This window comes from Streptomyces sp. NPDC002795 (assembly GCF_042888725.1).
GTDB lineage: Bacteria > Actinomycetota > Actinomycetes > Streptomycetales > Streptomycetaceae > Streptomyces.
Map to the genome: position 1 here is coordinate 461,883 of NZ_JBIAQB010000006.1, position 17,194 is coordinate 479,076.

Annotated in this window: 16 protein-coding genes; 6 read left to right on the top strand and 10 right to left on the bottom strand. The window is 69.9% G+C overall.

Going from position 1 to position 17,194, the window contains the following annotated elements; genetic code table 11:
- Positions 1 to 14: 14 nt before the first annotated feature.
- The 6 genes from mmsB to ACFYWS_RS20955 form a co-directional block, all read right to left on the bottom strand.
- Positions 15 to 1,265, bottom strand: a complete 1,251-nt coding sequence (gene mmsB / locus ACFYWS_RS20930; protein ID WP_389278553.1) for a multiple monosaccharide ABC transporter permease — start codon at positions 1,263 to 1,265, stop codon at positions 15 to 17.
- Positions 1,262 to 2,812: a multiple monosaccharide ABC transporter ATP-binding protein gene (mmsA, locus tag ACFYWS_RS20935; protein ID WP_389278556.1), complete on the bottom strand. Its 1,551-nt coding sequence runs from the start codon at positions 2,810 to 2,812 to the stop codon at positions 1,262 to 1,264. Before mmsA ends, mmsB begins: the two co-directional genes overlap by 4 nt.
- A gap of 31 nt (positions 2,813 to 2,843) precedes the next feature.
- Positions 2,844 to 3,959, bottom strand: a complete 1,116-nt coding sequence (gene chvE / locus ACFYWS_RS20940; RefSeq protein ID WP_389278559.1) for a multiple monosaccharide ABC transporter substrate-binding protein — start codon at positions 3,957 to 3,959, stop codon at positions 2,844 to 2,846.
- A gap of 159 nt (positions 3,960 to 4,118) precedes the next feature.
- Positions 4,119 to 5,075, bottom strand: coding sequence for a hypothetical protein (locus ACFYWS_RS20945; protein WP_389278562.1), 957 nt, complete (start codon positions 5,073 to 5,075; stop codon positions 4,119 to 4,121).
- Positions 5,076 to 5,226: 151 nt separating this feature from the next.
- Positions 5,227 to 6,249 carry a zinc-binding dehydrogenase gene (locus ACFYWS_RS20950; RefSeq protein WP_389278565.1) on the bottom strand — a complete coding sequence of 341 codons (1,023 nt, stop codon included), beginning with the start codon at positions 6,247 to 6,249 and terminating at the stop codon, positions 5,227 to 5,229.
- Positions 6,246 to 7,403, bottom strand: coding sequence for a mandelate racemase/muconate lactonizing enzyme family protein (locus ACFYWS_RS20955; protein WP_389278568.1), 1,158 nt, complete (start codon positions 7,401 to 7,403; stop codon positions 6,246 to 6,248). The genes ACFYWS_RS20950 and ACFYWS_RS20955 overlap by 4 nt, the downstream gene beginning before the upstream one ends.
- Positions 7,404 to 7,673: 270 nt before the next feature.
- On the opposite strand from ACFYWS_RS20955, the gene ACFYWS_RS20960 reads away from it, so the two are divergent.
- Positions 7,674 to 8,252, top strand: coding sequence for a hypothetical protein (locus ACFYWS_RS20960; protein WP_389278571.1), 579 nt, complete (start codon positions 7,674 to 7,676; stop codon positions 8,250 to 8,252).
- A gap of 28 nt (positions 8,253 to 8,280) precedes the next feature.
- Here ACFYWS_RS20960 and ACFYWS_RS20965 read toward each other — a convergent pair whose 3' ends face one another.
- On the bottom strand, positions 8,281 to 8,730 hold the full coding sequence (locus ACFYWS_RS20965; protein WP_389278574.1) for a MarR family winged helix-turn-helix transcriptional regulator: 450 nt from the start codon (positions 8,728 to 8,730) through the stop codon (positions 8,281 to 8,283).
- Between the two features lie 125 nt (positions 8,731 to 8,855).
- Here ACFYWS_RS20965 and ACFYWS_RS20970 point away from each other — a divergent pair, with 125 nt between their 5' ends.
- The 3 genes from ACFYWS_RS20970 to ACFYWS_RS20980 all read left to right on the top strand — a co-directional run bounded on the left by ACFYWS_RS20970 (position 8,856) and on the right by ACFYWS_RS20980 (position 11,251).
- Complete coding sequence (locus ACFYWS_RS20970; RefSeq protein WP_389278576.1) at positions 8,856 to 9,881, top strand: NADP-dependent oxidoreductase; 1,026 nt, start codon at positions 8,856 to 8,858, stop codon at positions 9,879 to 9,881.
- A gap of 113 nt (positions 9,882 to 9,994) precedes the next feature.
- Positions 9,995 to 10,417 carry an organic hydroperoxide resistance protein gene (locus tag ACFYWS_RS20975; protein ID WP_389278579.1) on the top strand — a complete coding sequence of 141 codons (423 nt, stop codon included), beginning with the start codon at positions 9,995 to 9,997 and terminating at the stop codon, positions 10,415 to 10,417.
- Between the two features lie 39 nt (positions 10,418 to 10,456).
- Positions 10,457 to 11,251: an EI24 domain-containing protein gene (locus tag ACFYWS_RS20980; RefSeq protein ID WP_389278582.1), complete on the top strand. Its 795-nt coding sequence runs from the start codon at positions 10,457 to 10,459 to the stop codon at positions 11,249 to 11,251.
- Here the strand turns inward: ACFYWS_RS20980 and ACFYWS_RS20985 are convergent.
- Entirely contained in the window at positions 11,248 to 11,832 is a 585-nt protein-coding gene (locus tag ACFYWS_RS20985; RefSeq protein ID WP_389278585.1) for a TetR/AcrR family transcriptional regulator, read from the bottom strand. The genes ACFYWS_RS20980 and ACFYWS_RS20985 overlap by 4 nt on opposite strands.
- 111 nt (positions 11,833 to 11,943) lie before the next feature.
- On the opposite strand from ACFYWS_RS20985, the gene ACFYWS_RS20990 reads away from it, so the two are divergent.
- Positions 11,944 to 14,406 (top strand): beta-glucosidase, encoded by a 2,463-nt coding sequence (locus ACFYWS_RS20990; RefSeq protein WP_389278588.1) that lies wholly within the window; start codon positions 11,944 to 11,946, stop codon positions 14,404 to 14,406.
- Between the two features lie 31 nt (positions 14,407 to 14,437).
- Here the strand turns inward: ACFYWS_RS20990 and ACFYWS_RS20995 are convergent, their stop codons facing one another.
- Together ACFYWS_RS20995 and ACFYWS_RS21000 are read right to left on the bottom strand one after the other, a co-directional pair.
- Positions 14,438 to 15,439 carry an aldose epimerase family protein gene (locus ACFYWS_RS20995; RefSeq protein WP_389278591.1) on the bottom strand — a complete coding sequence of 334 codons (1,002 nt, stop codon included), beginning with the start codon at positions 15,437 to 15,439 and terminating at the stop codon, positions 14,438 to 14,440.
- A 32-nt stretch (positions 15,440 to 15,471) separates the two neighbouring features.
- On the bottom strand, positions 15,472 to 16,380 hold the full coding sequence (locus ACFYWS_RS21000) for an SGNH/GDSL hydrolase family protein (protein ID WP_389278594.1): 909 nt from the start codon (positions 16,378 to 16,380) through the stop codon (positions 15,472 to 15,474).
- 305 nt (positions 16,381 to 16,685) lie between these two features.
- On the opposite strand from ACFYWS_RS21000, the gene ACFYWS_RS21005 reads away from it, so the two are divergent.
- The gene (locus ACFYWS_RS21005) at positions 16,686 to 17,180 is read left to right on the top strand and encodes a DUF3145 domain-containing protein (protein ID WP_389278597.1); all 495 of its coding nucleotides are present in this window, start codon (positions 16,686 to 16,688) and stop codon (positions 17,178 to 17,180) included.
- Positions 17,181 to 17,194 lie beyond the last annotated feature (14 nt).

The window sequence follows — 17,194 nt, forward strand, 5'->3', positions numbered from 1 at the left end:
TTGCGAAACCGTGACTACGAACCGGACTTGCGCTTGTTCCACACGTCGAAGCCGACCGCGGCGAGCAGGGCCAGGCCCTTGATCACCGACTGCCAGTCGGAGCCGACGCCGAGCAGGTTCATGCCGTTGTTCAGCACGCCGAGGACGAGACCGCCGATGATCGCGCCGAGGATGGTGCCGACGCCGCCGCTCATCGACGCGCCGCCGATGAACGACGCGGCGATCGCCTCGAGTTCGAAGTTGAGACCCGCCTTCGGCGAGGCCGCGTTCAGTCGGGCGGCGACGACCAGGCCCGCCAGGGCCGCGAGCACGCCCATGTTCAGGAAGACGTAGAAGGAGACCTTCTTGTCCTTCACGCCGGACAGCTTCGCCGCCGGCAGATTGCCGCCGATCGCGTAGATGTGCCGGCCGAAGATCGAGTTGCGCATCACGTAGCCGTAGCCGACCACCAGGACGCCGAGGATGATCAGGACGATCGGGGTGCCCTTGTAGCTGGCGAGCAGCATGGTCACGACCGCGATCGCCGCGACGATCGCGACCAGCTTCAGCATGAACAGGTTGAAGGGGACCACGTCGAGCGAGAACTCGCGCTGCCTGCGCCGGTCGCGCAGCTCCTGCCAGACCACGGCTGCGGCGAGCAGGACGCCGAGCAGCAGCGTGAGGTTGTGGTAGTTGGTGTTCGGTCCCGCCGCGGGCAGGAAGCCGTTTCCGATCTTCTGCAGGCCGTCGGGGAACGGGCCGAGCGTCTGCCCCTTGAGCAGGATCTCGGTGAGCCCGCGCCACACCAGCATGCCGGCCAGGGTCACGATGAACGACGGTATGCCGCCGTACGCGATGAGCCAGCCCTGGATCGATCCCGCGATGCCGCCCATCACCAGGCAGAGGATCACGGCGACGGGCCAGGACAGGCCGTGGCTGACCGTGAGCACCGCGGCCATCGACCCGACGAACGCCGTCAACGAGCCGACGGACAGGTCGATATGGCCCGCGATGATCACCAGCATCATGCCGATCGCGAGGATCAGGATGTAGCTGTTCTGGAGCACCAGGTTGGAGACGTTGCGCGGCAGGATCAGGTCGCCGTCGGTCCACACGGCGAACACGGCGACCAGCAGACCGAGCGCGATCAGCATCCCGTACTGACGCATGTTGCGGCGCATACCGGCGACGACGAGCTGGAGCAGGCCGCCCCCGGCCGCCCCGCCCTCCTTGCGCGGCGGCGGTGGCGCGTCCGCCGGGACCTTGCTCGTGACGTTCGTGCTCATCGTGCTACCTCTTTGTCCTTCGTCATCAGGCGCATCAGCGATTCCTGCGTCGCCTCGGCGCGCGGCACCTCGCCGGTCAGGCGGCCCGCGGCCATCGTGTAGATGCGGTCGCACATGCCGAGCAGCTCGGGCAGCTCGGAGGAGATGAAGACGACCGCCTTGCCCTCGGCCGCGAGCTTGTCGATGACCGTGTAGATCTCGTACTTGGCGCCGACGTCGATGCCACGCGTCGGCTCGTCGAGAATCAGCACATCGGGCCCCGCGAAGATCCACTTGCTGAGGACGACCTTCTGCTGGTTGCCGCCCGACAGCTTGCCCGCCGGCTCGAACACCGTCGGGGCCTTGATGTTCATCGACTTGCGGTAGCCCTCGGCGACCTGCCGCTCCTCGTGCTCGTCGACGACACCGCGCTTGGCGACCTTGCCCAGCGCGCTCATCGTGATGTTGCGGCCGATGGTGTCGATCAGGTTGAGGCCGTAGTGCTTGCGGTCCTCGGTGACGTACGCGATCCCGTGCCCGACCGCGTCGGAGACCGTCTTCGTACGGATCTCCTCGCCGTCCTTGAGGACGCTGCCGCCCGCATACCTGCCGTACGTACGCCCGAAGACGTTCATCGCCAGCTCGGTGCGGCCCGCGCCCATGAGCCCCGCGATGCCGACGATCTCGCCGCGGCGCACCGTGAGCGAGACGTCGTCGACGACCTTGCGCTCGCGGTCGATGGGGTGGCGCACCGTCCAGTTGCGGATCTCCATGGCCGGCGCCGCGCCCGCCTCCGGCTGGTGCGGGGTGCGGTCGGGGAAGCGGTGGTCCAGGTCGCGGCCGACCATCCCGGAGATGATCCGGTCCTCGGTGGTCTCCTTGGCCCGCACATCGAGGGTCTCGACGGTGCGTCCGTCGCGCAGGATCGTCACCGAGTCGGCGACCTTGCGGATCTCGTTCAGCTTGTGCGAGATGATGATCGAGGTGATGCCCTGATCCTTCAGCTCCAGGATCAGATCGAGGAGCGTGTCCGAGTCCTCGTCGTTCAGGGACGCCGTCGGCTCGTCCAGGATGAGCAGCTTCACTTCCTTGGCGAGCGCCTTGGCGATCTCCACGAGCTGCTGCTTGCCCACACCGATGTCGGTGACACGGGTGTTGGGGTTCTCGTTCAGGCCCACCCGGCGCAGCTGGCGCGTCGCGTGTCCCAGGGTCTCGTGCCAGTTGATGAAGCCGCGGCTCGCGTGCTCGTTGCCGAGGAACATGTTCTCGGCGATCGACAGGAACGGCACGAGCGCCAGCTCCTGGTGGATGATGACGATGCCGCGCGCCTCACTGGCGTTGATGTCCTTGAACTCGCAGTGTTCTCCCTCGAAGAGGATGTCCCCTTCGTAACTTCCGTGCGGGTGGACGCCGGAGAGCACCTTCATGAGGGTGGACTTTCCGGCGCCGTTCTCTCCGCAGATGGCGTGGACCTCGCCGGGGCGGACGCTCAGGGAGACGTCCGACAGCGCCTTGACGCCGGGAAAGGTCTTGACGATCGAGCGCATTTCCAGGACGGGTCCCGCCATGGTCGTGCCCTTCTCTGAGACGTGGCAGGGGTTACTTCAGGCCCAGGTCGGACTTGGTGTAGTAGCCGCTGTCCACCAGCGTCTTCTGGTAGTTGGTCTTGTCGACGCTGACCGGGGTCAGCAGGTACGAGGGGACGACCTTGGCGCCGTTGTCGTACGTCTTCGTGTCGTTGACCTTGGGCTTCTTGTCGTTCAGCACGTCGTCGACCATGTCCACCGAGACCTCGGCGAGCTTGCGGGTGTCCTTGTAGACGGTCGAGTACTGCTGGGACGCGATGATCGACTTCACGGAGGCGACCTCGGCGTCCTGCCCGGAGACCACCGGCAGCGGCTTGGCCTTCGTGCCGTAGTCGTCGGACTTCAGCGCCGAGAGGATGCCGATGGAGATGCCGTCGTACGGCGAGAGCACCGCGTCGACCTTCTCGCTCTTGTACGTGGACGTCAGGATGTCGTCCATGCGCTTCTGGGCGGTGGCGCCGTCCCAGCGCAGCGTGGTGACCTGGTTGAGCTTGGTCTGACCGGACTTGATGACCAGCTGCTTCTTGTCGATGTACGGCTGGAGCACCGACATCGCGCCGTTGAAGAAGTACTTGGTGTTGTTGTCGTCGTTGGAGCCGGCGAACAGCTCCAGGTTGAACGGGCCCTTCTTGCCGCTGTCGAGGCCCAGCTTCTTGACGATGGCGCCGGCCTGCAGCTCGCCGACCTTCTCGTTGTCGAACGTCGCGTAGTAGTCGACGTTCTTCGAGTCCAGGATCAGGCGGTCGTACGCGATCACCGGAATGTTCGCGTCCTTCGCCTCTTGCAGCACGTTGGTGAGGGACTTGTTGTCGATCGAGGCGACGATCAGCGCCGAGACGCCCTGGGTGATCATGTTCTCGATCTGCGAGACCTGCTGGTCGGGGTCGTCCTCACCGAAAGCCAGCTTGGTCTTGTAGCCCTTTGCCTTCAGCGACTTGACAACGTTGTTGCCGTCGGCGATCCACCGCTCGGAGGACTTGGTCGGCATCGCGATGCCGACGGTGGAGCCCTTCGCGCTCTTCTTCTCGTCCTGGCTCCCGCCCTCGCTGTTCTGGCCGCAGGCGGACAGGGTGAGCGCGAGGGAGGCGGAAGCGGCTATCGCGGTGAGAACGGCTCGGCGGTTTCGCATGGTCATCATCCTTGATGTGTGAGTGCACAAATGCGGGCGGTGCGAAGTCCCTTGCGCGGAGAGCGGGTTGAGCGAGGGCTGAGCGGGTGGCGAACGAGTGGAGATGCGTTGGATTCTGCGCGGCCCTGTCCAGTTCTGGGAAGTTGCGTGCCCGGAACGTTATTGGCCCGTGTCGAACCGGCTCAGCTCTCCCGGCATCCGCGAACCCAGCGGCGACATCCCGCCGCCGGCCCCGTGCCGCGCCAGCAGGTCCAGCGCGAGCCGCCCCCGGCGCACCCGCTCGCGGGCGGTGTCCAGGGTGACGTCACGCAGCTGGGCCCCGTACGGGTAGATGGCCGGCGCCTTGGCGAGCCCGAACTTCAGGTACAACGGGGCGCCGCGGCGGACCAGTTCGGCGATCTCGTACATCCGGACATAGCCGCCGAGGTCGTCGGGCGCCTCGACGTACATGTCCATGGGTGCGGCGGAGACCCGGCGGATCTCGGTGAGGTGCGCGAGCGTGAGGTCGCTCGGCACGTTCAGCGAGTCGGCCCCGAGCCGCTCGTACACGGCGTACGAGGCCGGGTTCACCGGTCCGACGAGCGCGGACACCTTGAGGGTCGTGTCGGCGGGAATGACCCCCTGGCTACGCGCCCGGTGCAGCGTCCACAGCACACCTTCATCGGCGACGAGCAGACACTTCACGCCCAGCTCCGTCGCCCGCACGGCGTCCTCGACGCACCCCGCGACGGCGTCGTGCCCGCGGGCGCGCAGCCCCGCGCCGCCCGAGTCGGTCCGCACAGAGGCGCCGGTGTCCCAGCTGCCGCGCGGCCCGGTGAACAGGCAGAGCTCGATGTCGCGTTCGGCGGTCGCCTCGACCATCTCCACGATCTCGGTGTCCCGCAGCATCCAGATGCCGCTGCCCTGGCTGATCCGGTGGATGGGCACGTCGAGCCGCGAGGACTCCTTGAGCACGACGGCGACGGCCTCCGGCCCTTCGACCGACGGGATCTCGGTACGCCAGGTACCCCCGTCGGGGAAGGTGTGCGGCGAGGTGTCGGCGGGGGAGTGGTCGGGGGCGCTGAGCCCGAGGGAGGCGAGGGCGGGTTCGCCGGGTCGGCGGGGTGTGTCGGTCACGGTGATCCTTTTCGGGTTGTTCGACATTTCGGATGAAGTTCGGTCCGTTCCAGCCCCTGCGGGTTGGGCATTTCAAGCCCCGCCGGCGATTGAGGCGCGGGGTGCGGGGCAGAGCCCCGCGAAGCCCCGGTGCCGCCGGACGCTCGTGTGGCTAAGGCCTCAACAACACCTTGCCGACCGCAGGGTCACCCGCCCCCACCCACTCGATCGCCTCGGCAAACCGCTCCAACGGCACCTGATGCGTCACGAGCGGCAACGGATCGAGCAACCCCGCCCCGAACATCCGCACCGCGTGCGCCCACGCGTCCGGCGCGGCCCCGAACACGGTCCGCACCTCCAGCTGCCGCACCACGAGATCCGTCGGGTCGAGCCCCTCCGCCGCCCCGGCCGCCGGAATCCCGGTGAGCACGAGCCGCCCGCCCCGCCGCAGCAAGGACGCGGCCGTACGCGCCGCGGAGGCGGAACCCGCGGTCTCGATGACGACGTCGAGGTCGTCCGGCAGCACGTCCGTCCGCAGCCGGAAGTCGGTGCCGCCGAACTGCCGCGACAACTCCTTCCGTTCGCCCCGCGACCCGACCACCACCAGCTCCGCGGGGGACACGGCCGCGAGGAACTGCACGGCGAACATCCCGAGCGTCCCGGTCCCGACCACCCCCACCCGCTCCCCGGGCCTCGCCTCCGCCTTGAGCGCGGCGGCGGCGATGCACGCGGCCGGTTCGAGCAGCGCGGCGGCGGTGAGATCGGCGTCCTCGGGCAGCGTGTGCAGCAACCGCGCCGGGAGAACCAACGTCGTTGCCATGGCCCCCGGTTGGGTGAACCCGGTCTCCTCGTACCCGTCGGTGCACAGCGTCGTGTCACCGGCGTGGCACCGCTCGCACACCTGGCAGTTGCGGAACCCCTCGCCGACGACCTTGCGCCCGGCCAGGGACGCCGGCACCCCGTCGCCCACCGCGTCGACGACGCCGGACCACTCGTGCCCCGGCGTCAGCGGGTAACGCACGTACCCCTCGGGCCGGTTGCCCTGGTACACCTCGCGGTCGCTGCCGCAGATGCCCACGGCGTGCACCCGCACGCGCGCCTCGCCGGGGCCCGGAGAGACGGGCTCGTGCGGCACGACCCGGTGCTTCCCCGGCGCCTCGACGACGACGGCGGAACCGGCGACGGCGGAACTCACGACGCCGCCTTCGGGTCGCGCTTCTCCCAGCCCTCGGCCCACAGGTCGAACCGGGCCTGCTGCTGCGGGAATTCGGCCGCGGCGTCGACATCGAGCTCGACGCCGAGGCCCGGCTCGTGGGACAGCTCGAAGTAGCCGTCCACGACCTTCGGCGCGCCCTTCACGACCTTCTTGATCTCGGCGTCCGCGAAGTCGTTGAAGTGCTCAAGGATCTTGAAGTTGGGCGAGGTGAAGCCGACCTGGAGCGAAGCGGCGGTGAGAACCGGCCCACCCACATTGTGCGGAGCCACCAGCATGTAGTGCGTCTCCGCGGTGGCGGCCAGCTTCCGCGTCTCCCAGATGCCGCCGATGTGGCCGACGTCCGGCTGCAGAATGTCGACGGCCTGGCTCTCGAACAGCTCCCGGAACTCGATCCGGTCGTGGATCCGCTCGCCGGTCGCCACCGGCATCTCCACCTTCGCGGCCACCTTCTCCAGCGCCTTGAGGTTCTCCGGCGGCACCGGCTCCTCCAGCCACGCCGGGTTGAACGGCGCCAGGTCCTTCGCGAGCCGTATCGCCGTGGCGGGGGAGAACCGCCCGTGCATCTCCAGCATCAGCTCGGCCTCGGGCCCGATGGCGTCGCGCACGGCCTCGATCAACGACACCGCGTACAGGGACTGTTCGTGGTCGAGCTCGAAGTGCCCGGTGCCGAAGGGGTCGATCTTCAGCGCCTTGTACCCGCGCTCCATCACCGTCTGCGCGGCCTTGTGGTACGCCTCCGGCGTGCGCTCGGTGGTGTACCAGCCGTTCGCGTACGCCTTGACCCTGTCGGTCACCTTGCCGCCGAGCAGCTGCCACACCGGTACGCCGAGGGCCTTGCCCTTGATGTCCCAGCAGGCCATCTCGATCACGGCGATGCCGGACATGACGATCTCGCCGGCCCGGCCGTAGTCGCCGTACTTCATCCGCCGTACGAGGTCTTCGACGGCGAACGGGTCGGATCCGACAATGTGGTTGGCCTGGGCCTCGTGCAAGTAACCGATGAGCGCGTCGGTGTGGCCCAGCATCCGGGTCTCGCCGACACCGGTCAGTCCTTCGTCGGTGTGCACCTGTACGTAGGTCAGGTTCCGCCACGGAGTCCCGACCACGTGTGTGCTGATTCCCGTGATACGCAAGGCAGTTGCCCCCTGTGCTGTTCGAAATTTCGTCACACGTTCGAAATGCTGGCGAGACAGTAAGTCGGCTCCGCAGGGGTGTCAATGGGGCTGTGCCGGTCCGCGAGCGATCGGCCCGCGCCACTTTCCGTACAGAAGTTTCACAGGGCGGGCTTTTTCCTCCATCGGCCCGCCGCCTAGCCTCCGTTGGTCATGGACTACTGCCATCCCTGTAGGCGACATCTCAACGGCGCCCTGATGTGCCCGGGTTGCGGCACACCGGCCGATGCCGTGCGTGCGTACGGGGAGTGGATCGCCGCGCAGGACGCGGGGGTTGAGGAGGTGGCGGGTCAGGAGGCCGGCCCCGCGCGGGGCCGGCGCCGCGCGCATCGCTCGACGCGCCGCTCCGCGCGCTCCCGGCGGCGCGGACGCGTCCTCCTCGTCACGGCAGGCATCGCGCTCGTCGCGGGCGGCGCCGGGCTCGGCGTCGCCCAGCTCGGCGAGGACCCCTCCGGGACCGGCTCCCACACCCAGGCGGCCCCCGACATATCCGACGCCTCCACGAAGGACGCCGACACCGTGTCCCCGTCCGTCACGGCCGAGCGCTCCACCCCACCCGCGTCCCGCGCCTCGCGTACGTCACCGGCCCCCGCCTCGACGCGGCCACGCCCGGAGCGCACGCGGGCCTCGGAACCTGTGGACGTCGAGGCCACACACTCGGCGACGCGACCCGCCCCGGCCACGTCCGAGGCCCGCTCCTCCGCGAGCTCCCGGCCGACGCCCTCGGCCTCCCGCTCGCCGTCACCCACGCCCACGGCGGAGCCGAACCCGTCGGCGACGTGTGACCGCTTCCTGTGGTGGTGCACGTAGGGCCCGGCGCTGTATGCGGCGCGGGGGCTCAGCCCGCCGCGACGTCCGCCCCGAGCATCCGCCGCAACATGTCCCGGAACGCCACCCGCTCCTCCTGCGAAAGACCCGCCAGCGGCTCCCGCGCGAAGTCCAGCGACTCGCGCAGGGCCCGCGCGACCCGCCGCCCCTCCGTGGTGGCGGCGGCCACCTTCACCCGGCGGTCGCCCGGCGAGGGCTGCCGCTCCACGAGGTCGCGGGCCTCCAGGCGGTCCACGATCCCCGTCACGTTCGACGGCTCGCACTTCAGCCGCTGCGCCACCTGCCGCATCGGCAGCGGCCCCAGGGAGAGCAGCCCGAGAACCCGCGCCTGCGCCCCGGTGAGCCCGTGCCGCGACGCGGCCTCCTCGTACTCCTGGTGGTAGCGCGCGACGATCTCCCCGATCAGCTCGACGACCTCGAGGGTGAGCAGGTCCGTGCGGGGGGCACTCGTTGCGGTCATGTCCTCCAGCGTACCCAGTTGCTTGACATCATGAAATATTCAGGAGCATTGTTGTTTCAGGTACTGAAGTATTTTTCGCATGCTTCGGCACACGTGCTTCCGCCCCCTCGACAAAGGATCAGCGCATGACCGCCGACACCCCCCAGATCCCCGCCACCGGCCGCGAGTGGGTCCTGCTCAGCCGCCCCGTCGGCTGGCCGAAGCCCGAGGACTTCGAGCTGCGTGAGGCCCCCGTCGCCGAGCCGGGCCCCGGCCAGGTGCTGGTCAAGAACCTGTACGTATCCGTCGACCCGTACATGCGCGGCCGGATGAGCGCCGCGAAGTCGTACGTCGCCCCGTACGAGCTGGGCAAGCCCATGCAGGCCGGCGCCGTCGGCGTCGTCCTGGCCTCGAACGACGAGGGCGTGTCCGTCGGCGACCACGTCCTGCACTTCTTCGGCTGGCGCGAGTACGCGACGTTCGACGCGAAGCAGGCCGTGAAGGTCGACCCGGACGCCGCGCCCCTGTCCACGTACCTCGGTGTCCTCGGCATGACGGGCCTCACCGCCTACGCGGGCCTGCTGCGCACGCTGGACTTCAAGGAGGGCGACAGCGTCTTCGTCTCCGGCGCCGCGGGCGCGGTCGGCGGCCAGGTCGGCCAGATCGCCAAGCTCAAGGGCGCCTCGCGGGTCATCGGCTCGGCCGGCTCGGACGAGAAGGTGAAGCTGCTCCTGGAGGAGTACGGCTTCGACGCGGCCTTCAACTACAAGACGGGCGACGTCCACTCGCTCCTGAAGGAGGCCGCTCCCGACGGTGTCGACGTCTACTTCGACAACGTCGGCGGTGACCACCTGGAGGCCGCCATCGCCCGCCTGAACCGCGACGGCCGCATCGCCATCTGCGGCGCGATCTCCGTCTACAACAGCACGGAGCCGGCCCCCGGCCCGCGCAACCTCTCCCGCCTCATCCAGACCCGCGGCCGCATCGAGGGCTTCCTCGTCGGCGACCACTACGACCTGCAGCCGCAGTTCGTGCAGGAGGTCGGCGCGTGGGTCCGCTCCGGTGAGCTGAAGTACCGCGAGACGGTCGTCGAGGGCGTCGAGAGCAACCTGGAGGCGTTCCTCGGGGTACTGCGCGGCGACAACACCGGAAAGATGATCGTCAAGCTCTGAAGTCCGACTGTCGTCCAGGGTGGGTGACCCCCGCCACATCCATTGATTCCGTGATTCGGTAACCTCGTTCCGCACAACGAAAGAAATCACCCGCGCGAACGAGGGAGCCGGTCATGGCCATCACGCAGTCCGACGTCGTCTACACCGCCACCGCCACCGCGGAGAACGGCCGCGACGGCCGCGTCTCCACCAGCGACGGCAAGCTCGACCTCGTCGTCAACCCGCCCAAGGAGCAGGGTGGTTCGGGCGAGGGCACCAACCCCGAGCAGCTCTTCGCGGCCGGCTACAGCGCCTGCTTCCAGGGCGCGCTCGCCGTCGTCGCCCGCCAGGAGGGCGTCGACGTCTCCGGTTCGACCGTCACCGCCAACGTCGGCATCGGCAAGAACGACGACGGCTTCGGCATCATCGTCGAGATCTCGGCCTCGATCCCGAACGTGGACGCGGCCGCCGCCAAGTCCCTGATCGAGAAGGCCCACCAGGTCTGCCCGTACTCCAAGGCGACCCGCGGCAACATCACGGTCACGCTCTCCGTCTGAGTTTGATGTGCGGTCGGGCCCGTCCCGTAGGGTTGCGCCATGCGTGATCTCGGGGCGGGCTTCGGCTATTTGATGAAGGGGCAACGTTGGGTTGCCCAGCACGGAAAGCAGTACGGCTGGGGCCTGCTGCCAGGGTTGATCACCCTCGTCCTGTACGCGGCGGCGCTGGTCTGCCTCGGCGTCTGGGGCGGCGACTTCATCGCCTGGTCCACCCCGTTCGCCGACGACTGGACGTCCCCGTGGCAGGGCCTGTTCCGCGGCTTCCTCACGGCGGTCCTGTTCGCCCTCGCCCTGCTCCTCTCGGTGCTCACCTTCACCGCGGTGACCCTGCTGGTCGGCCAGCCGTTCTACGAGTCGCTGTCCGAGGAGGTCGACCGGGCCGAGAGCGGTGGCCACGCGCCGGAGTCCGGCCTCTCGCTCATGCGTGAACTGTGGATCTCGGCCCGCGACAGCCTGCGGCTGCTCGTGCGCGCCGTCCTGTGGGGGATCCTCCTCTTCGCGCTCGGGTTCATCCCCTTCGTCGGCCAGACCGTGATCCCGGTCATCGGCTTCTTCGTCACCGGCTACTTCCTCACGGAGGAGCTGACGTCGGTGGCATGGCAGCGCCGGAACCGCGAAGTCCGTGAGCGTCTCGCCGTGTTGCGCTCCAGGCGGGGCCTGGCGTGGGGCTTCGGTACGCCACTGGCCCTGGCGTTCCTGGTCCCGTTCGTCGCGGTGTTCCTGATGCCGGGAGCGGTCGCCGGCGCGACGCTGATGGTCCGCGAACTGGAGGGCGAACCGCAGCAGCCCCAGCCACCGGCACACGCACAGGCCCCCCAGGGCTGGGTCAACTAGCCTTCCGCGGCGAGCAGTTCCAGGAAGTCGCGCACCGCGCCGGGCATGTCCACGGCCTCCGGGTCGAGCAGCCACTGGTACTGCAACCCGTCCATCACCGCGACGAGCAGCGGCGCGGCCCGCTCGGGCGTGAGCCCGCCCGGCAGCCGCTCCCCGTACTCGGCGCGCAGCACCTCGGCCATCGTCCCCCGTACGTCGGTATAGCGCCGCGTGAAGAACTCCCGCGCCGGGTGCCCCTCGGTCACCGACTCGCCGAGCAGCGCCGAGAAGGTCTGCACGATCCCGCGCCGCATCGCGTTGTACTCGACCAGCGTGCCGAGCAGATCGAGCCGCCACTGGCTGCTGGGCACCGAGTCCCACTGGTCGCGCTCCTCAAGGACGGCGACGAGCAGCGCCTCCTTGGTGGGGAAGTGGTGCAGCAGCCCCTGCTGGGTCAGTCCCACGCGCTCGGCCACCGCCGCCAGGCTCGCGCCCCGGTAGCCGCGCTCGGCGATGACGTCGAGCGCGGCCCGCAAGATCTCGGCCCGACGTTCCTGGCTCCTGGCGGTCCTGGTGCTGCTCATGCGGTCACCGTACGACACGGTCAGGACACCCCCTTGAGCCGAAAGTAACGACAAGATAACGAAACCTACCGCTCTACAAGTGGCGGGTGCAGGATGGGGGCGCCCAGACTTCGACGAGGAGGTGCCGGCATGGCGCAGCAGGCGGACGACGGCAGGGAGCGGGCCGACAGGGCCCGCGAGGCGGCGGTCGAGGCCGCGCTCGGCAAGCTCGATCTGGACACCAAGGCCCGGCTGCTCGGCGGCCAGGACATGTGGACGCTGCCCGCGGTCCCCGACATCGGCCTGAAGTCCCTCGTCATGTCCGACGGCCCCATCGGCGTGCGCGGAGTGCGCTGGAGCGCCGACGACCCGTCGATCGCGCTGCCGTCCCCGACCGCGCTCGGCGCCACCTGGGACCCGGAACTCGCCCGCCGCGCCGGTGTCCTGCTCGCCCAGGAGGCCCGCCGCAAGGGCGTCCACGTGCTGCTCGCCCCGACCGTGAACCTGCACCGCTCCCCGCTCGGCGGCCGGCACTTCGAGACGTACAGCGAGGACCCGTACCTCGCCGGGCTCATGGGCACCGGCTACGTCCAGGGCGTGCAGTCCGGCGGCGTCGGCACGACCATGAAGCACTACGTGGCGAACGACGCCGAGACGGACCGCTTCACGGTGAACAACCTGGTCTCCGAATGGGCCCTGCGCGAGCTGTATCTGGCCCCCTTCGAAGCCATCGTCAAGAACGCCCACCCGTGGGGCGTCATGACCGCCTACAACGCGGTCAACGGCACGACCATGACCGAGCACGGCCACCTCGTGAACGACATCCTGCGCGGCGAGTGGGGCTTCGACGGCTTCAACGTCTCCGACTGGATGGCCGCCCGCTCCACCGTCGGAGACATCAAGGGCGGCCTGGACGTCGCGATGCCGGGCCCGCTGACCGTGTACGGCCCGGCGCTCGTGGCGGCCGTCCGCTCCGGCGAGGTCGACGAGTCCGAGGTCGACGGGGCCGTACGCAACGTGCTGCGGCTCGCCGCCCGCGTCGGAGCCCTGGAAGGCGCCGAACCCGTCGTCTCTCCTTCAGGGCTGCCGGCCGAGGTCGACGGCGAGGCGCTGGCCCGCGAGCTCGCCCACCGCGCCTTCGTCCTCGTCCGCAACTCCGGTGTGCTGCCGCTGCGTCCGGACGCCCGGGTCGCCCTCATCGGGGCCGCCGCCCGCGACGCCCGCGTCCTCGGCGGCGGCTCCGCCACCGTCTTCCCCTCCCGGATCGTCTCGCCGCTCGACGGACTGCGCGCCGCGCTGCCGTCCCTGACCTACCGCGTCGGCGCCGACCCGAGCGACGAACTCGCCGTCGCCGACAAGGGGTTCACGCTCCGCGCCGTCTGCCGCGACACCGAAGGCACCGTCCTCGGCGAGGGCTCGCTCCCGAACGGCCAGGTCCAGTGGCTCGGCAGCGACCTGCCGTCCGGCGTCACCCACGAGGCGCTGCACAGCATCGAGATCACGGGCACCTTCACCCCGCGCGAGAGCGGCGACCACGCCTTCGGCACCCGTGGCCTCGGCGCCTTCACCCTCACCGTCGACGGCACCGTCCTGTACGAGGGCGCGCAGGCCATGGGCACGGAATCCGACCCCTTCGAGGCGATCTTCGGGGCCCCTGCGGAACGCGGCACGGTGACCCTGACCGAGGGGCGCCCGGTCGAGGTCTCGCTCCTCCACACCCTCGACAAGTCCCTCGCCATGCCGCTGCCCGCCGTGCTGTTCAGCCTCGTGCACCTCGACCCCCGCCAGGACGAGGACGCGCTGCTCGCCGAGGCCGTCGCCGCCGCGCGCGACGCCGAGGTCGCCGTCGTCGTGGTCGCCACGACGGACCGCGTGGAGTCCGAGGGCTTCGACCGAGCAGACCTGCGACTCCCCGGCCGCCAGGACGAGTTGGTGCGCGCGGTGGCCGCCGCCAACCCGAACACCGTGGTGGTCGTCAACTCCGGTTCCCCGGTGGAACTGCCGTGGCGCGAGGACGTCGCCGCCGTGCTGCTGTCGTGGTTCCCCGGCCAGGAGGGCGGCGTCGCCCTCGCCGACGTACTCACCGGGGCCGAGGAACCGGGCGGCCGCCTCCCCACCACGTGGGGCCCGCTGGCCGACGCCCCGGTCACCCAGGTGACACCGGTGGACGGCGAACTCCCGTACACCGAGGACGTCTTCATCGGCTACCGCGCCTGGGAGAAGTCGGGCGCGACCCCCGCCTACCCCTTCGGCCACGGCCTCGGCTACACCGACTGGACCTACGAGTCGATCGAGGTCCACGGCACCACGGCGACGGTCCGCGTCCGCAACACGGGGGAGCGGGCCGGGCGCGAGGTCGTCCAGGTGTACGTGTCGCCGGCCGAGCGGGACGCACAGCGGCCGACGCGGTGGCTCGCGGGCTTCGCGAGCGTGACGGCGGGCCCGGGCGAGACCGCGGAGGCCGTCATCGATCTCCCGCGCCGCGCCTTCGAAACCTGGGACGAGACGACGCGGGCGTGGTCCTTCGTCGCTGGTCGCTACGAGGTCGTCGCGGGCCGCTCGTTCACGGACACTCGAGCGCGAGTCCGTATTTCAAGCCCCTGCGGCGATTGAGCAGCGGGGTCCGGGGCGGAGCCCCGAGACGTCAACCCCGGTTCCCGAACCGATACACCGTCTCCGACCGGTACACATCCCCCGGCCGGAGCACGGTCGACGGAAACTCCACCCGGTTCGGCGAGTCCGGAAAGTGCTGCGTCTCCAACGCGATCCCCGCCCCCGGCGCGAACGGCAGCGTCTCGTCGAACATGTCCGACGTGTAGAGCTGCACCCCCGGCTCCGTCGTGGCAACGCCCAGCACGCGCCCCGACGCCGGATCGTGCAACTCGGCCACCTCCACGGCCACGTCGCCCACCCCCTTGTCGAGCACATAGTTGTGGTCGTACCCGGCCCCGACCTTCCGGCTCTCCCGGAAGTCGAACCGCGTCCCGGTCACGTCCATCAGCTCACCGGTCGGAATGAGCCCCTCGTCGACGGCCGTCACGCGCCCACCGTCGATCCGCAGCTCATGACCCCCCGCCGCGCTCCCGGAGGCGGCCCCGCCGAGGTTCCAGTACGTGTGGTTGGTCAGGTTCACCGGCGTCGCCGCGTCGGTGACGGCCTCGTACGAGACCCGCAGCACACCGCCCGGCTCCAGCGCGTACGTCACCGAGACCTCGACCCGCCCGGGGAACCCCTCCTCGCCGTGCGGCGACACACGGCTCAGCCGCACCCCGTGCTCCCCGGCGGCCTCCGCGTCCCACACCCGCTTGTCGAAGCCGCGCTCCCCGCCGTGCAGCGCGTTCGGCCCGTTGTTCTGCGCGAGGTGGTAGATCCGCTCGTCCAGCGTGAACCGGCCGCCGGCGATCCGGTTCGCGTACCGCCCGACGACCGCGCCCAGATACGGCTCCGGGTGCGTCAGATACCCGTCCAGATCGGCGAACCCGAGCACCACGTCGGCCACGACGCCGTCCCGGTCGGGCACCTCCACCGACTGGAGGATCCCGCCGTACGTCAGGACGCGTACCCGCACACCGTCCCGCTCCAGGATCCAGCGGTGGACGGGCGTACGGTCGGGATCGGGCAGGGTGCCGAAGAGTTCGCTGCGCATGATCGCGACTTTACGCCCGACCTCTTCCGTGGCTACCTCGCGGTCACCCCGCGGTACGCGAGCGCGGCGAGCCGCGCCTGCCCGTTCACGCTCGGGTGGAACCAGTCCCACTCGCTCAACTGCGCCTGCCCGAACTTGTACCCGAACACGGCCCCGCCGTCGTACCGGCACTTCTTGTCCTTCGCGCAGACCTCGCGCAGCACGTCGTTGTACGCCACCACGCGCGCCTGCACCGAGTTCCGCCGCGCGGTGGCCGCGGAGTCCAGGTCGTCCGGATCGGCCAGCATCGACGCGCAGATGCCGAGCTTCCACACCTGCTTGCCCAGCGGATTCGCCCGCCCCTGCGACCAGAGCCGCTTCAGGTCCGGCACGCTCAGTACGTACACCTGCGCCTTGGGCGCCGTGCGCCGCAACTGCCGCAGGGATTCCTGGAAATCGGCCCGGAAATCCGCGACAGCGGTCATCCCGGCGGCAGATGGCCGGCACGCGTCGTTCGAACCGGCCATGACCGTCACCAGCTCGGGCTTCTCGGCCGCCGCCCGGCTCATCTGCTCGGGCAGATCGGCCATCCGCGCCCCGGTCCGCGCATGGTTCCAACTGTGCGTCCTGGCACGACTCTCACCGAGCAACCGCACGGCCAGACTCTTGACCGACCTGTCCGTCCCCGTCGCCCACGACACCTTGGGGCAGTCGGAGAGCACCGAGCACGCGTCGAAGCCGCGCGTGATCGAGTCACCCACCGCGGCAACCGACCTGGGCCTCGTGTCCCACGTGGGAGTGGGCTTCGGTGACGGCTTCGCCGCGCTCGCGGAGCCGGAAGGGCCGGGGGAGTTGTCACCCGTGGCGTCGCACGCGGCGAGCGAGGCGACACCGCACACGGCCGCCGTCACAGCGGCGACAGCGGCCCGAACGGCGAACGACCGGTCGCTACGCCTGCGCATCAGCCCTCCTGCCCTCTCGCTCGCCCGCACCGGTCCCGGTTGCGTCCCGCCGGGTGAAAGGTCGGTGTTTATGGGCCCCGGGACCGACAGTACGTCACACTCCTCGCGCTGCTGCGCGATAGCCTCGCCCCGGGATCCCCGGTCGACCCACTGGGGGCCCGCTGTACCGGTTCCGCTAAATTACTACACGTCAGATGTGTCCCTTTTTGTCCGGAGCTTTTCGTTCCGGACAACGAGGGAAGAAGGCTCGGCACGGGCGCGAGGCCGCTGGGGAAGGCGAACCTCGACCCACACTGGAGGTCCCGGTGACGACACGTGGAGTTCTGTACGTGCACTCCGCTCCCCGCGCGCTGTGCCCGCACGTCGAATGGGCGGTCGCGGGCGTACTCGGCGCGCGCGTCAGCCTCGACTGGATCAGGCAGCCCGCGGCGCCGGGCACCTGGAGATCCGAGTTCTCCTGGCGGGCCGATGCGGGCACCGCGGCCAAGCTGGCCTCCGCGCTGCGCGGCTGGCAGCTGCTGCGCTTCGAGGTGACGGCCGAACCCTGCGCCACCGCCGAGGGCGAGCGCTACAGCGCCACCCCCGAACTCGGCATCTTCCACGCCATCACCGGCATCCACGGCGACATCCTCATCCCGGAGGACCGCCTGCGCGCCGCACTGGCCCGCTCCAAGGCCGGCGAGACGAACCTGGAAGCCGAACTCGCCGGCCTCCTCGGCAAGCCCTGGGACGACGAACTGGAGCCCTTCCGCTACGCGGGAGAGGGCGCCCCGGTGAGATGGCTGCACCAGGTGGTGTGAGCCCGGCTTTTTCT